This is a genomic window from Alteromonas sp. LOR (genome assembly GCF_000753865.1).
Taxonomy (GTDB): domain Bacteria; phylum Pseudomonadota; class Gammaproteobacteria; order Enterobacterales; family Alteromonadaceae; genus Alteromonas.
In genome coordinates, this window is the sequence record NZ_JQFW01000050.1 from 90,327 (window position 1) to 107,173 (window position 16,847).

Genomic DNA, 16,847 nt, shown 5'->3' on the forward strand with positions numbered 1-16,847 from the left:
AAGCCTTAACGCACCCGTGAATTCGTACCCCAGCTGAATGCCACCGTAGTGCTTATCTCTTGCAAAGACCGGCCACTTTCTTTATGCCAATTGGCAAACGTATCATTCGCTGCCCTAAGACTCTTCTTCGAGGTAAGGCCGCCATCCACAATATCGTTTTTACGTAAATAATCTTCCACGTCACGGGACAACAAGAAGGTATCAATACCTAGGGAGCGAAGTGTATAAGGCCCCGTATTTCCGCCAAGCCGTGCGCCTCGCTTTTTCAAAAAAGCCCATAGTTCGGTGATGTTTTCAGGACCAAAAGACGCCACAAACTTTCCAAAACTCCCGTATTCTAAAGACACATCTTTAATCATGATGGCGTTATCTCTCACGGTCATGACTTTTTTATAATTTCTTACAATGCGTTTATCAGATGCTTTTTGCTCTAGCATCTCATCAGGCATCAACAATACTTTGTCGATATCGAAGTTAAAAAAGACCGTTTCGAAGTCGTCCCACTTATTTTCGATAACTCGCCACACAAAACCCGACTGAAACACTTTTTTCGTCATTGCGGCTAAAAAACGATCGTCCGGAATAGTAGCCACATCAGAAGCCGACAAGGGTGCGTGAAGCATAGCTTCAAGCACCCTTTTTCCGCCTTTTCGCTCACACGCTCGCTGGTATATAGAGTGAAACGATTCAGCCATAGCGTGTGTTATCCTTTTATCCCGCTGTGACGCAGTAATGCATCCACTTTAGGCTCTCGACCTCTAAACGCGACAAATAGCTCCATTGGCGGTTTGCTTCCACCCATTTCTAAGATATTCGACAAAAAGGCTTTTCCGGTTTCACGATTGAAAATACCGTCTTCTTCAAACTTACTGTAAGCATCGGCAGATAATACCTCAGCCCACTTGTAGCTGTAGTAGCCTGCTGCATATCCACCAGCAAAAATATGACCAAATCCATTTTGGAAACGGTTGAAAGAGGGTGGTACAGATACGGCCACTTCGTCTCTTACACTATCGAGCACACCTTGCACGTCAACGGTGCTGCCTTTTTCACTGTGAAGTAAGAAGTCAAACAAGCTGAATTCTAACTGTCTGACCATCTGCATGGCAGATTGATAGTCTCTGGCTGCTAACATCCGTTCTAGTAGGTCTGCCGGTAGTGGCTCGCCAGTCTCATAGTGTCCAGAAATGAAGTTAAGTGCGTCTTCTTCCCAACACCAGTTCTCTAAAAACTGACTTGGTAGTTCTACCGCATCCCACGGTACGCCATTGATACCAGATACACCCGCCACGCGCATTTTGGTTAACATATGGTGGATGCCGTGACCAAACTCATGGAAAAGCGTTACCACTTCATCGTGGGTGAATAAAGCAGGCTTATCGCCAATGGGCGCGTTAAAGTTACACGTTAAGTAGGCGACAGGAAGCTGCAGTTCGCCATTGCTCATTTCGCGACGCACCCGACATTCATCCATCCACGCACCGCCGCGCTTTTTCGCTCGTGCATACAAATCTAAATAGAAGCTTCCGCGAAGCACGTCAGCTTCATCAGTGATGGTGAAGTAGCGCACATCTTCATGCCAGGTATCTACACCAGGTTGCTCGACAATCGACAGGCCGTAAAGTTTGTGAACCACATCAAATAACCCGGACAGCACTTTGTCTTCTGGAAAATAAGGGCGCAGCATTTCATCTGAGATTGTGTACTTCTCTTGCTTCAGCTTTTCACTGTAATAAGGCAAGTCCCAAGACGCTAACTCAGTCACATTGTGCGTGTTGCGGGCGTACGCTTTTACTTCGTCTAACTCTCGTTCTGCCTGAGGCTTCGACTTAGCCGCTAGGTCGCGCAAGAAACCAATGACCTGCTCGGTAGAGTCAGCCATTTTAGTGGCTAGCGAACGCTCAGCGTAACTCGAAAATTCCAGCAGTTCAGCTATCTCAGTACGTAGCGATAGTATCTGTTTAATGATATCGGTATTGTCCCACTTGCCTGCATTCGGCCCTTGATCAGACGCTTTCGTTGAGTACGCACGATACATTTCTTCACGTAAATCACGGTTATCGGCATACAGCATCACAGGAAGGTAAGATGGAATATCTAGCGTGAACAAATACCCTTGAAGGTCTTTTTGATGGGCAGCCTGCGCCGCCGCCTCTAAGGCAGACTCTGGCATACCCTCTAACACACTTTTATCACTAACATGCTTAGTCCACCCCATGGTGGCATCCATCACATTATTTGAAAACGTAGAAGACAATTCACTTAGCTTTGCCTGTATTTCTGCAAAGCGCTTCTTTTGCGCATCAGGTAAGGCCACGCCAGACAGCGTAAAGTCTCTAACCGCGTTTTCGACTACTTTCTGCTGTTCATCATCTAGGCTACTGAACTCTTCTGAATTTTGTAGCGCCACATAGGCATTGAACAGACCTTCATGTTGCCCAACCCAAGTGCCATATTCTGACAATAATGGTAAGCAGGCATCGTGGGCCTCACGCAGCTCATCACTGCTAACCACACTGTTCATGTGTGACACTGGAGAAAATATTTTGCTAAGTCGGTCGTCAACTTCTTCTAGACGAAGAACCACATTTTGATAAGAATAATCTTTAGACGCGACTACATCGTCAATTTCTGCTTTGCAGGCCTCAATAGCGCGCTCAACGGCTGGTTTTATCGAATCGGCTTCAATGCCAGAAAATATGGGTAAACCGTCGACTAATTCAATTGCTGGGGTCGTCATAATATATTTACTCTTATCGTTGTATGCATAATCTCAATTATAAATAAGGTGGGGTTTTTTCATCGAAAAACAACATTCATTCACAGCCAAGCTTCGTCTAAACAATACCGCCACACTTCGCTGTATCATGCCATGGTTGGTAAGTGATTTGACTTAACCTGTAAGTACAACTATTTTTTAGTCGAAGATCAAAAGCTATTAACAGTGACAAAGCGCACTTTTGCTGGCCTTTCAGCCGCCACAAACCGAAATGTCACTAATGTCACATTTAAACCTTTTGTCTACTTTGTCTTCTGTGCGTATGACGCTATAATTCACAAGGATATGAAAAGGGCGAAACTATGAAGACACTTACATCGGGCGAAATAGCATCATACTGCGATGTTAATTTGCGTACCGTAATCAGATGGATAGAAAACGGTAAACTTAAAGGCTTCAAGCTTCCCGGCCGAGGGAACAATCGCGTGCTCGTTGAAGATTTCATTGAATTTTTAGAGCGTCACGACATGCCCATCCCCGACTCACTTAAGGGTGACGCAACACCTTCAATACTTATTGTCGATGATGAAATGCCTGTTGCAAAGTCAATTCAACGGGTAGCACGCAGAGCTGGATTCGACAGCTACATTGCTACCGGCGGTTTCCAAGCGGGCATAATGCTGAGTCAGTATGAGCCTAAGGTAATGACACTCGACCTGAGTATGCCGGGAATGGATGGATACAGCGTCATCGATTTCACACGTGAACAAAGCAAATATAAAGATTTAAAAATTGTTGTTATTTCTGCACTCGATGATATTAGCCTTGAACGTGCCTTAGAAATAGGTGCCGATGCATCACTTCAAAAGCCATTCTCTAACCACGATCTCACCATGGTACTCGAGCAGTTTATGTCGATGTAGGGCAATAGAGGATAAGGAGCGTTTTCATGTGTAGAGTACTATGTGCAATGTGCACCGCTTTTATACTGATGTTACCGCATGGGGTACAAGCGAAAACCCTCACTTTTGGCGTTGTTCCTCAACAGTCTGCAAAAAAAATGGTGAAGTCTTGGCAGCCTCTTTTTGACTACATAGAAAATTACACCGGCCTCACTATCGATTTTCACACGGCAAAAGACATTCCCTCCTTTGAAGCTAACTTAGCAAATGGCGAATACGATATTGCCTACATGAACCCGTTTCATTTTGTCGTATTTAACTCGTCAGTGGGTTACCAAGCCCTCGCAAAACAAAAAGATAAACGTTTACAGGGCATTATTGTTGTCCATAAAGATAGTGGCATTCAATCTTTGTCCGAACTAAACGGGGCCGAGCTAGTATTTCCAGCACCGGCTGCCTTTGCCGCAAGCATAGTCACGAGCGCCAAATTACGAAACGAAAATATTGCTTTTGTTCCTCGCTATGTAAATTCCCACGATTCCGTTTATTTAAATGTAGAAAAACAGTTTTTTATCGCTGGCGGTGGAATTTATAGAACGCTGCAGTCATCTCCAGCTCAACAGTCGTTAAGGATATTGTGGGAAAGCCCTCTTTATACTCCTCACGCTATTGCTACACACCCAAGGCTAAGTGAAGATGAGAGACAATCGATAATCAATGCATTAATCTCGATTTCTAGTGATGCCAGTAGCGCCGATATATTAAAGAATTTGGGTATGAACGGCTTCGTTGAAGCCGATGATTCTCATTGGGATGATGTCCGTGAGCTTGGCATATCATCACTATCTCGGCCCCATAGTTAAAGGACTAACTGTGCGATTATCCTTGCGAACAAAAACCATTACAGGCGTGATATCAATAACCGCCTTACTGCTTATTGTTTTAGTGGTCACTATTTTTCAATTTTTAAACGACCTTGTTGATAGCAGCGTTGAAAAATCTGCAAGCACAAGCGCGGCACTGTTTGTCTCTACCACTAAAAATGCATTTTTAAGTTACGACCTTTCCTCTCTTGATGCTGATGTTACAGAAATACTCACCAACCCCAATATTGCTTACGTAAGGGTTAAAGACAAAAACAATAGAGTGTTTATTGAAAAAGGCGATTCAAGGGCATTGCAGAACACGTTTAATAAGGACACCTCGGCCTCACACACCGACGATGGCATTTACGACACACGGGCTCCCATCTTGGTGAACGACACACTCTACGGCTATGTGGAAATGGGATTAAATATTGCTTCGGTGACAGACTCGGTGTCGCGGGTGAGAAGCTGGACGCTCACCCTAGCGGTGCTTGAGTTTGTACTTGTTGGATTGTTGTCTTATTTACTTGGCTCTTACTTAATGAGACAGCTTCAATCACTTCACACTGGTGCTAAACATCTTGGCGAAGCCGTTGAAAATAATCATTATCAAAATATCCTTATCGAGGTTCGTGGTAAAGACGAACTCAGTGATTTAGCAGAAGCTTTTAATCATTTAGTGGAGCGTTTAAGAGAAGAGCACGGACAGCGACAGCGCTTTGAAGATGAGCTTAAAGAACTCAACGCCCTACTTGAAGATAAGGTACGTGACAGAACGGCAAAGCTTAATCAAAAGAACATGGAGCTTGAAGAGACAAACACAAACCTAAAAGAAGCGCAGGTGCAGTTATTGCAAGCTGAGAAAATGGCTTCCGTTGGTCAATTAGCTGCCGGCGTTGCTCATGAGATAAACAACCCTGTTGGCTTTGTGAGTAGCAACATATCAACGTTAAACGACTATATTGCCACCTATCAAATGTTATTCGCGCAAGTGACAGCGCTACTAAATAGCGATGATGAGGCTCAGCGATTAGCTCTCATTACCGATATAAAGCAAAACATCATTGATAAAGATATGGCATTTATCAATGAGGATATTAGCGATTTACTTAATGACTCCACCGAGGGGCTTCATCGCGTTGCAGAAATAGTGAAAGGGCTAAAACTCTTCTCCCGGGTAGATAGCGATGGCGTGCAGTTACACAACATTAACGATTGCGTACGCACCACATTGGCCATGGTTAATAACCAGCTAAAATATGTATGTACTGTAGAAACTAAATTAGGCAACGTGCCTGCGGTGACGATGAATATTGGCAAAATTTCACAAGTCGTGACGAATTTGCTCATTAATGCAGGCCAAGCGGTAGAAAGCACAGGTGTACATGGGAGAGTCACTATCTCCACAGTCGTCGTTGACGATTTTGTAGAGTTAAGGGTGGAAGATACTGGGTGCGGTATTCCTCAAGACAATTTAGATAAGCTGTTTAATCCATTTTTCACTACCAAGCCAGAAGGGCAAGGTACCGGATTAGGATTGTCTATTTCGTTTGGAATAGCACAGGAACATGGCGGTCGTTTAAGCGTTACAAGCGTAGAAAATGAAGGCAGCAAGTTTACATTGGCACTACCCATTGTGAAAGATATAAGCGACGAACCGGAAACCTAGCTACCTTGGGTAGCCTATTGACTAACAGTCAAGGTAGTAATGTCCGGTTAGAGTATTGAGTAATTGTCAGTACATTAAGAAAGACTCGACGTAGGCAGTGCAATGCTTACATAGTGAGAGATATCGTTTTAACAGGATTACGTTTTTTATGACAGCACCTACCCCAGAAAAGCCGGTGACATACACTGTCTTATTTGTCGATGACGAGCCCAATATATTGCGCGCGATAAAACGTGCTCTGTTTACAATGGATATAAATCTGCTGCTCGCTGATGGCGGCTCAAAAGCCCTAGAGCTAATGCAGAAGCAGACTGTCCATGTGGTGATTTCGGATATGAAAATGCCGCAAATGTCTGGGGCTGAACTGTTAGAGCAAGTCGCTAAAAACTATCCTGACACCTTTAGAGTGGTTCTCACCGGCTATGCTGATATCGAGTCTACAATCAAAGCCGTAAACCAAGGTAAAATTCATCGCTATTTGCAGAAGCCATGGGATAACCAAGAGCTCATTTCAGTTATCAATGAAGGGCTAGAACGGGTTAAGCTTAAGGAGGAAAATACGCGACTGCAAAAGCTGACTCGTCTTCAGAACAAAAAGCTCAAAGACATTAATACGTCCCTTGAAAGTGTGGTTCAAAAAAGAACCCGTCAAATAAAATTTGCGCTCAATAAGATTGAGAAGCACAACCAGGCCATGGAGCAAGTGCTGTTCAACGTAATCAGTATTAACCCCCATATCAACGGTAAGTTTGCCATTGAAGTGAGCGAACTTGCGGCAAAAATTGCCCGTATTGCACAGCTAGAGAAAAGTGATATCAAACAAGTAAAGTATGCGGGGCTCATATGCGAACTCGGCCAATTGGGTTTGCTGGTAGAAGATTTTGCCGAGCCGTTTGCTAAGTTAAAATATCAACAGCAACAGAATTACTTATCGCAAACCAAACAAGCTGCGCTTATCCTCGCTCCAGCCGAAGAGCTTCAGCCTATATCAGATATTATCGAGTTTCAGTTTGAGCACTACAATGGTTCAGGCCTTTACAATAAGGTAGCGAAAGAAATCCCTGTGGGAGCCCGAATATTGGCGATTGCAAGGGACTACTGGCGTTTGGTCACTGGCCGAATGAGCGGTGTGGAAATGCTGCCTAGAGACGCCAAAGCAGAAATGAAAAAACACAGAAACACCCGTTATGACGGTGAGTATCTTGATTTACTGTTAAGTGCCGAGGACATTGGCACCTCTACCCTACTCGATACCACAATGAAGGCCGCTCAGTTAAAAGAAGGGATGCAGCTGGCTCAAAACTTGTATAACGACAGTCATATACTCATCTTGCCTGAAGGCCACGTATTTAACCGTGCAACCATTCAAAAACTACAGCAATTTGAAGAAGAGCGCGGTAAAGCATTTAGCATTCAAATAGAACCAGAAAGCAATTCTGAGACTACAAGTCAGTAGTTTCTCTTTAAGAAGGTGCGCTAGTAGCTAGTAATTAGCGACTAGCGAACCTTTTATACCAGTCCTCATAGATAGTTACCTACTCAGCGAGACTTAAAAGGTTCGTAATTGCGGCGTGTTACCGCAGGTATAGTGGTTCTGCATCAAGGTGACACAACAAAGACTACGGACATTTTTAGCAGCAAAGGCTTGTGGCTGATGTGTGCTCAATACGCATATTTAAATGTATTGCTTGCGATTAATCGCATTATTGCCGCTGGCGATGCTATTTCGTATGTCGTTACAGTAGAATTCATGTGAGAATGGAAAAATAAGAATTGGCTCTAACAATTTAAAAGGCTTTTGTATGAAACATTTTGATTATATTTCTATTGGCGGCGGTAGCGGTGGCATTGCATCGGCTAATCGCGCAGCAAAGCACGGCAAAAAAGCGGCAATTATCGAAGCAAAGGATATTGGTGGCACCTGTGTAAACGTGGGTTGTGTACCTAAAAAAGCCATGTGGTACGGGGCGCAAATTGCAGAAGCCGTGCACCGCTATGCGCCAGAATATGGATTTGATGTTTCAGTAAACCACTTTAGCTGGGATGGCCTAATTGCAAGTCGCCAAGCGTACATTGAACGCATTCACGCATCATACGATCGCGTGTTAACAGCTAACGACGTAACTCTAATTCACGGATTTGCTAAGTTTATCGATAACAATACGATTGAAGTGAATGGTGAACGCATTACGGCAGACCACATTACTATTGCAGTAGGCGGCCGCCCTTCTATTCCAGATATCGAAGGGGCGCAGTACGGCATCGACTCAGATGGCTTTTTTGCCCTAAAAGATCAGCCTAAGCGCGCAGTCGTTGTGGGTGCTGGCTACATTGGTGTTGAATTGGCAGGTGTACTTCATGCGTTAGGTACAGAATCTCACCTAGTAGTGAGAAAACATGCACCACTTAGAAACTTCGACCCTATTATCCACGAAACATTGGTTGATATGATCAATACCGAAGGCTGTAAATTACACACCTTCGCCAGTGTTGAAAAAGTGGAAAAAGCTGACGATGGTGAATTAACAATAACGTTAACCAACGGCGAGCAGTTAAGAGCAGACTGCTTAATTTGGGCCATTGGCCGCGAGCCATCTACCGATAAAATCGGATTGGAAAATACCGATGTTGAGCTTAGTGATGACGGTACGGTGAAAGTGGATAAATACCAAAACACAACGGCCAAAAATGTATACGCCGTTGGTGATATTACCGGTGAAGCAGAGCTGACTCCTGTTGCGATAAAAGCCGGCAGACTGCTCAGTGAGCGTCTGTTCAACGGCCAAAAAGATGCGCATATGGACTATTCACTTATTCCAACAGTGGTGTTTAGCCACCCACCTATTGGTACTATTGGAATGACAGAGCCAGAAGCCATTGAGGCGCACGGCGAAAACAATATTAAAACTTACACGTCAAGCTTTGCATCTATGTACACCGCCGTAACCCGTCATCGCCAAATGACAAAGATGAAGCTTATCTGCGCCGGTAAAGATGAAAAAGTGGTTGGCCTGCACGGTATTGGACACGGCATGGATGAAATATTACAGGGTTTTGCAGTGGCCATAAAAATGGGCGCAACAAAAGCCGACTTTGATGCCTGTGTCGCTATTCACCCTACCAGCGGTGAAGAATTCGTTACTATGACCTAACCTCTGGGCTTTGAGCTCTGGCTTGGGCTCTGGGCTTGGAAAGTAGGCTTTGGGCTTGAGCTCTCAACTTGAATTCATGACTTAATCAGCAACTGTGACCTTCAATAGGTCGCAATTGCTGTAAAATATAAACCGTAGGCCGCCTTTGAGATTAAGCGGCCTTTTTTGTGAGCTAAAAAAAATCAGCCTTACTCTTTATCCACTCTGTTTCTTCTTACAAACAACGTAAATATAATGTTAACTGGCATTCATCACTTAATGAAAGCGACTAGTCGCGTTATGTTTATATTACGTTTATGTTGTAACGTATGATATCAACAACCAATGCTGTTCTTGTTTACGGGCTTCTGAGAAAGAAACAACAACACGCACACTATAAAAACTAACGACATTAAAAAGTTGGAAATAAATACAATGAAAAAATTATCACTGAGTCTCATCGCATCAGCGATGTTGGCATCAGGCATTGCTCCTACCTTTGCACAGGAAGCAACGTCTCAGAGTAAAGAAGAAAACGGCTACGATGTGGATAACTGGGACGTCAATAACCCGCCTTATGCACTTAATGAAGTGGCAATAAGCACCACTGAAACCACGTGGTCAAGCCTCGATGTGGCACCTAACGGCAAGTATATGGTTTTCGATATGCTTGGCGACCTATATAAAGTCGATATCAATGGCGGTGATGCGTCGCCACTTACCCAAGACTTCGCATGGAATATTCATCCTTCTATATCGCCAGACGGTAAGCAGGTCGCTTTTATTTCAGACCGCGATGGCCTAAGCAATGTGTGGGTTATGGATATCGATGGCGAAAACCTTCATCAAGTGACTAGTGAGAAAAACAACCTTATTCACTCTCCTAAGTGGAGCCCTGATGGCGAATACCTTGTGGTAACAAAGGGTATTATGTCGAGTCGCAGTATTCCTGCGGGCGAGATTTGGATGTATCACAAGTCAGGCGGTGACGGCCTGCAAATTAAAGCGCGAAACAGCGGAAAGCGTGACCAGCAAAACATTGCTGACCCTGTTTTTTCTCATGACGGCAAATACATCTACTTCACAGAAAATACCGTTCCTGGCAGCCGCTTTGAATACAATCGCGACCCGCTAGAAGGTATCTTTGCCATTACCCGTTTTGATCGTGAAACCGGTGAAGAAAGCCGTTACATCAGCGGCACTGGCGGTGCAGTGGTCCCTACTCCGTCACCAGATGGTAAATACATTGCGTTTGTTCGCCGCGTGAAAGACAGAACTGCTCTGTTTATAAAAGACGTTAAAACGGGTATTGAAACACCTCTCACACTAGAGCTTGAAAGAGATATGCAGGAAGGCTTTGGCTCTGAAGGCTACTTTGCGTATTTCGATTGGATGCCCGATAGCTCGAAAATCGTGTATTGGACAGGCGGAAAGTTCCACACCATCGATATTGCTGACAAAAGCACATCAACGATTGAAATTAGTGTAGACGCCAAAGTGCAATACGCTGACGCCCTTCGTTTCGACGTAGACGTGGCTCCAGACAAGTTCGATGTCAATATGATCCGCTGGTCTCAAATGTCTCCCAATGGCAAAACCGTTTTATTTCAGGCGCTAGGTAAGCTGTACGTTCGCGACGTGAAGTCGGGCAACATTAAGCGTTTAACCAAACAAAGCGACCACGACGAGTTTTACCCACGTTTTTCTAACGACGGTAAAAAAATAGTGTATACCACGTGGGACGACCAAGATTTAGGTACCGTTCGGGTAGTATCAGCGAGAGGCGGTAAAGGCAAAGTCATCACCGAACAACCGGGCCATTACATTGAGCCATCATTCTCCGCAAATGGAGAGAAAGTGCTGTTTCGCAAATTTACGGGGGGCTACTTGCTGAACCCTAAGTACTCTGTAGAGCCAGGTATTTATGTGGCTGACCTTGAAGAAGACACCGTCAATAAGGTGACCGACGGTGGGTATAATGCCCACTTTGCAGGCGGCGACGAACGGGTTTACTTTACTGAGTCTGCAGGCGGTGAAGCCTATTACGAAACGCAGCTATCTAGTGTAAACCTTAAAGGCAACGACAAGCGAACTCATCTATACGGCAGCACCAAGGTAAGTGAGTACAAACTTTCTCACGATAAAAAGTGGATTGCCTTTGTCTATCAGTTCAAAACGTATGTGGCGCCGTTCGTCGATAATGGTAAGAAAATTACCATTGGTCCAGACATGACTTCACTACCAGTAACACAGCTTTCAAGCCGTGCTGGAGAGTACCTAACGTGGTCGCCTGACAATAAAACCCTAAGCTGGTTTAACGGCCCGACGTTGTTTAAGCGCTCTCTTGATGAAGCCTTCGCCTTCGTTGACGGAGCCTCAGACACATTACCAGAGCCAGTGGCACAGGGAATGGACCTATCGTTCTCTACCGACGCTGACAAACCATCAGGGTATAAAGCACTGGTAGGCGGCAAAGTGGTGACCATGCGTGACGCTGACAATACGCAGGAAATCATCGAAGATGGCGTTGTGCTTATTAAAGACAACCGCATTGAAGCTGTCGGCAAGCGCAGCGATATCGAGATCCCTGCCGACGCGATGCAAATTGATACCAGCGGAAAAACCATTATTCCAGGCCTTATTGATGCTCACGCTCACGGTTCCCAGGGAAGAAATGAAATCATTCCACAGCAAAACTGGAGTCAGTACTCGAATGTGTCCTTTGGTGTCACCACTATTCACGATCCGTCAAACGACACTACTGAAATATTTGCAGCGTCTGAGTTACAGCGCAAAGGTAAAATTGTAGCACCACGTATTTACTCTACCGGCACCATTTTATATGGCGCAGAAGGACTAGGATACAAAGCCATCATTAACGATTATGACGATGCTTACTTCCACGTTGAACGCTTAAAAGAAGCGGGCGCGATTTCAGTAAAAAGCTATAACCAGCCACGTCGTGACCAACGTCAACAGGTGTTATGGGCGTCTAAGAACCAAGAAATGATGGTAGTGCCTGAGGGCGGCGGTAAGTTCCAGCAAAACCTAACCATGCTAGTTGATGGCCATACAGGTTTAGAGCACAGCCTACCGGTGGAAAAAGGCTACAGCGACGTAACTCAGCTTTGGAAAGCCACAGAGTTTGGTTACACCCCCACGTTTGTTGTGTCTTATGGCGGAATGATGGGTGAAGAATACTGGTACGACAAAACAGAGGTGTGGAAAAACCCTCGCTTACTGCGTTATACCCCATCAACTATATTAGATAGACGTGCTATTCGCAGACCTAGCGCACCAGAAAATCAATATAACCACCAAAACGTGGCTAGCTACGCTAAAGAGCTTCGCGACAATGGAGTAAGTGTACATATTGGTGCTCACGGACAGCGTGAAGGTTTAGCCGCTCACTGGGAGCTATGGATAATGCAACAAGGCGGCTTTACTCCTTGGGAGGCATTACGCGGAGGTACTATTGATGGTGCCAAACACTTAGGTATGTCTAAGGATCTCGGCAGTATTGAAGCCGGAAAACTAGCAGACTTAGTGGTAATAGATGGCGATGTACTCAGCGACATTAAAAAGAGTGAGTATGTTGAATATACCGTGCTAAACGGCCGTGTGTACGAGTCGGAAACGATGAATGAAGTAGGCAGCAAGAAAAAGCGTAAACCATTCTTTTTCGAGCAAGACAATGCCACCTTTATGCCACAGGCAACAGCCGATGCGGTTGAGGCCAAAGCGCACCACTTCCATTGGGAGCATTAATTCTGCTGAGCAGTAATTAGCGCCAACAGACGGGCTAAATAGCCCGACATAATCTGTAACACTTAAAAGCCAGCGATGAACGAGTTGATACCTCTCATCGCTGGCTTTTTCTTTATCTTCCTATTTTTTAGATGAGAAATACCAGTCCGCATAGATAATTGCCCACTCAGAAGGCGCTGGCAAGTTTCCTAGCGAAGCGTGGGAATGCAGGAATGACTGTTCCCTTTCAAATTCCCAGAATGAAGCTAGGGAACTTGCCAGACCTTCCCGAAGGGCGAGTTTAAAATGTCCGTACTCTTTGTTGTGTCACCTTGATGTAGAACCACTGCACCTGCGGTAACACGCCGCGATTTCGAACATTTTAAGTCTCGCTGAGTTGGTAATTATCTATGCGGACTGGTATAAAAGGTGCTATAAGTATTCAACAAGAAGCAGCAGTGCTTTTCTTCTTATCACAGCTTTTTGTTTCAGCTTTCGACTTTCAATCTTAAAAGGACTTATGAACGTGAATCGAAATGTTCCCAGTATTCTCATTATTGTCGTTCTTTTATGCATGTCAAAGCTTGGGCAAGCGGAAGGCACACCCATCTATTTTCAAGACTGTTCATTCATAGATTTCGGCGAACAGGACACCTCTCTAATGACTGAGGCAGAAAAAATTGAGGCTATGGATAAGTCTCTTTTTAGCGTACTTGATCAAACCGAAGAGTGCATGAACAATGCCGCACAATCTGCTGCGCAAGGTATTGCTGATGCCGCGGGCAGTGGTGCTGGTAGCGGGTCAGGCGCACTTGGCGCAAACGGTACCGGTACTTCAGGTGAGAGTGCGGAACAATCCAATGCACAGTCTGCATCGACCAACTCCCAAGCCTCGTCCACTAAATCAACCTCGGCGACGTCGAAAACCACCGTTGGTGGCCCCTCGCAAGGCGGAAGTTCTGCCGTGTGCGACGCGGTAAATACTGGGCTACAAGGTGCAACCACTGAGTCGGAAAAAACACATTTTAAAGAATTAAAAGAACAATACGGCTGTAAATAACACTAAGAAGAAGGAAAGGAAATGTCTTCATTTAATAAAAAACTAATTACCGTGGTGGCTACCGCCTCGCTCTTATTTTTAGGCGGTTGTGGCTCAACGCAAACTAAAGTCTCTAGCGTAGGGCCTTCTATGGTAGGTCCAGGCTCAGGGCAGCCATTAGGTTCATCGTCTAACTCATATAACTACAATTCTTCTATTTTTATGGATGTTGCGGTTCCGGTCTTCGACCCGGGTTTTCCCACTGAGAGGGATGGAAGCATTGACTATGACGAGATTGAAGAAGAAGGTATTTGGCCCCAAGTTCGACGCTTAGAAGCGAATCGCTTTGCCGTAGCGACTAAAGAAGCACTGGGTAAGACAAAATCCTTCGGCAGTATAAATGTGACTCCCGACGCTTCTGCATTAGCAGACGTTTATGTACTTGGAATTATTAACTACTCAGATACTGAAACGGTAGAAATTGGTGTAAAAGTAATGGACGCCAAAAACACCGTTTGGGGCGAAGAGGAATTTGAATATCGGGTAAGCGAAGGATGGTACAGAGATGCTATGTCTCGCGGTGAAAATCCGAATGGCCCTGTTTTCGACGACATTGCTAAGTTTGTATACGGCCTACTGAAAGAAAAATCTGAAGCCTATAAAAAAGAGGTTCAAACCATTTCTGACCTTCGCTACGCTCAAATGTACAGCCCAGAAAGCTTCGGCCAGTATCTTGAACAAGGTCGCAGAGGCACAATTGAATTAGTGAGTGCCCCATCTGAAAGCGACCCTATGCTGCGTCGAGTTCGCGCTATTCAAGCTAAAGACGAACAGTTTATAGATAGTTTGCAAGAAACTTACGACTCTTTTTGGGTGACCACAGAAGAAGCATACAGAAAATATCAGATGGAAACCTTGCCTGAAGCAAAGAAAATACGCGAATTAGAAGCCGAGCGTACCACTAAGCAAGTAACTGCTGGGCTGTTTGCTGTTGCCTCTGTACTACTAGGGTCAAACTCAAGCTCGACAGCGGGTCAAGTTGCCGCTGCAGGTGCAGGCATTGCGGCTATCGGCTCGCTTAGCCAGGCTATTCAAACCAATAAGGAACTGCATGCCCAGCGTGATTTGTTCGACGAAATGGGGCAAAACTTGGATATACAAGTCGCCGATCAAATCGTTGAAATTGATAATCAACGCATTGAACTACAAGGCACAGCGAGCGAGCAGTACTATCAACTGCGCGCTAAGTTAAAAGACATTTATGATATGGAAGCCACTCCGATGACAGCGCTTTAAGCGCTGCATTAACGAGAAGCCTATGCAAAGCGTTGAAAAAGCGATAGAAGAAAGTCGAGCAAAGAAGAAAGCGATAATTAAAAAGTCTTTGCTTGGCACGTTAGTGTTAATTGTGGTTATCGCTGTGGGTGGGTTTCTCGTTTTTATGTTACCGGTAACATCCACCGAAGAACGGGTCCCTCGTAATGAAAATGACACGACGTCATCCCCCTCCTCTATCGAAGCAAGCCAACAAGTGTTTAGCGAAGCGCAGCGAAAAGCCTTACAAGTTGCATTGAGCAAAACCAAAGAGCAGATAGAAGCAATGTCTGCTCGCGTTAGCTATTCAGAGCGCTTTCGTGAGGCCGCAACGACCATAGAGAATAAGCTCAACGACGCTTTTAATGCGTATGCTGCGTCTAACTATGCCAGTGTGGAACAGCGCATCAATGAGATAAATGATGACAGTAGTGCTTTGCTAAACGCGTTTGAATTAGCCTATACCCAACCTTATGAAAAGGCACTGGCCGCGTTTAATCAAAACGACAACGGCACTGCGTTTAATTTAAATCGAGAGTCGTTATCCATAAACCCGCAATACGCGTTAGCTAATACCCTTCAGCAGCGCATAGACGTATTTGAGCAAGTGCAGGATGCCTACGAACAAGCTCGAATAGGTAAAATTGAAAACAATATTACAAAGCAACAACAAGCCTACACTACCATCGTAAAGCTCGATCCACTCAGAGAGGACGCCTCACAGGCGCTTGCGGCACTGAATAAGCAGCAGACGGATAGCCAGTTTGCCTCTTTGTTAGCACAAGCAAATAGAGCCATAGTAGATAAAAATTATGGCGTTGCTAATCGGGTATTAACCGAAGCTGCTGCCATTAAGACAAACAGCGAAGAAGTGAGAGTCATTTCCCAGCGACTCAAAACACTTATTGCTGGTGAAAACCTCAATAAGGTTGAGGAGCAAGTGGCTATTTTTATAAGCGCAGATGAGTGGGAGACCGTATCGCTACTTGCCGCTAAAGGTTTAACTCAATTTCCCACCAGCACCTCACTTTTAAAGGCTGATAAAAATGCAAAAGCAATTATTGAAAGTCGTCGACAAATCGCAAACTTTCAACAACGACCTGAGCGCTTAGCAGATAGCAATATAAAACAGGCTGCCATGCTGGCGTTAAAAAATGCAGAGCCTTATTTTAGTCAGAGTGAAAAGCTACGAGCACAAGCAGACACCTTCAAAAAAACTATAGACGACGTGAATACACCACGGGACGTGACTATCACCTCAGATAACGATACCTACATAAAAGTATTAGGCGTTGGCATAGTGGGCGAAGTGAAAACTAAAACTATCCAGCTTAAGCCCGGTACATACCGCCTAGAAGGAAGCCGTGAAGGATACCGCTCTGTTATCGAAAATATTCAGGTCACACCGTTGACTACAGATTTATCTGTACACATCACTTGCACAGAAAAAGTATAAGGAA

At 44.9% G+C, this 16,847-nt stretch carries 11 protein-coding genes; 9 read left to right on the forward strand and 2 right to left on the reverse strand.

Going from position 1 to position 16,847, the window contains the following annotated elements:
* Positions 1-5: 5 nt before the first annotated feature.
* Positions 6-695 carry a DNA-3-methyladenine glycosylase I gene (locus tag JV36_RS0115090; RefSeq protein ID WP_032094916.1) on the reverse strand — a complete coding sequence of 230 codons (690 nt, stop codon included), beginning with the start codon at positions 693-695 and terminating at the stop codon, positions 6-8.
* An 8-nt stretch (positions 696-703) separates the two neighbouring features.
* On the reverse strand, positions 704-2,740 hold the full coding sequence (gene prlC / locus JV36_RS0115095) for an oligopeptidase A (protein WP_032094917.1): 2,037 nt from the start codon (positions 2,738-2,740) through the stop codon (positions 704-706).
* A gap of 341 nt (positions 2,741-3,081) precedes the next feature.
* Here prlC and JV36_RS0115100 point away from each other — a divergent pair, with 341 nt between their 5' ends.
* The 9 genes from JV36_RS0115100 (at position 3,082) to JV36_RS0115145 (ending at position 16,843) form a co-directional block, all read left to right on the forward strand.
* Complete coding sequence (locus JV36_RS0115100) at positions 3,082-3,642, forward strand: response regulator (protein WP_032094918.1); 561 nt, start codon at positions 3,082-3,084, stop codon at positions 3,640-3,642.
* Between the two features lie 26 nt (positions 3,643-3,668).
* On the forward strand, positions 3,669-4,484 hold the full coding sequence (locus tag JV36_RS0115105; RefSeq protein WP_200883164.1) for a PhnD/SsuA/transferrin family substrate-binding protein: 816 nt from the start codon (positions 3,669-3,671) through the stop codon (positions 4,482-4,484).
* A 10-nt stretch (positions 4,485-4,494) separates the two neighbouring features.
* Complete coding sequence (locus tag JV36_RS0115110; protein ID WP_032094920.1) at positions 4,495-6,156, forward strand: sensor histidine kinase; 1,662 nt, start codon at positions 4,495-4,497, stop codon at positions 6,154-6,156.
* Between the two features lie 148 nt (positions 6,157-6,304).
* The gene (locus JV36_RS0115115; protein ID WP_032094921.1) at positions 6,305-7,612 is read left to right on the forward strand and encodes a response regulator; all 1,308 of its coding nucleotides are present in this window, start codon (positions 6,305-6,307) and stop codon (positions 7,610-7,612) included.
* Positions 7,613-7,958: 346 nt separating this feature from the next.
* Positions 7,959-9,308, forward strand: coding sequence for a glutathione-disulfide reductase (gene gorA, locus JV36_RS0115125; RefSeq protein WP_032094923.1), 1,350 nt, complete (start codon positions 7,959-7,961; stop codon positions 9,306-9,308).
* Positions 9,309-9,713: 405 nt separating this feature from the next.
* A complete protein-coding gene (locus JV36_RS0115130; protein ID WP_032094994.1) occupies positions 9,714-13,055 on the forward strand; it encodes an amidohydrolase family protein in 3,342 nt (1,113 codons plus the stop codon).
* Positions 13,056-13,554: 499 nt separating this feature from the next.
* The gene (locus JV36_RS0115135; protein WP_032094924.1) at positions 13,555-14,094 is read left to right on the forward strand and encodes a hypothetical protein; all 540 of its coding nucleotides are present in this window, start codon (positions 13,555-13,557) and stop codon (positions 14,092-14,094) included.
* Positions 14,095-14,115: 21 nt separating this feature from the next.
* Positions 14,116-15,369: a hypothetical protein gene (locus JV36_RS0115140; RefSeq protein ID WP_032094925.1), complete on the forward strand. Its 1,254-nt coding sequence runs from the start codon at positions 14,116-14,118 to the stop codon at positions 15,367-15,369.
* Between the two features lie 22 nt (positions 15,370-15,391).
* Positions 15,392-16,843, forward strand: coding sequence for a hypothetical protein (locus JV36_RS0115145; protein WP_032094926.1), 1,452 nt, complete (start codon positions 15,392-15,394; stop codon positions 16,841-16,843).
* Positions 16,844-16,847: the final 4 nt, after the last annotated feature.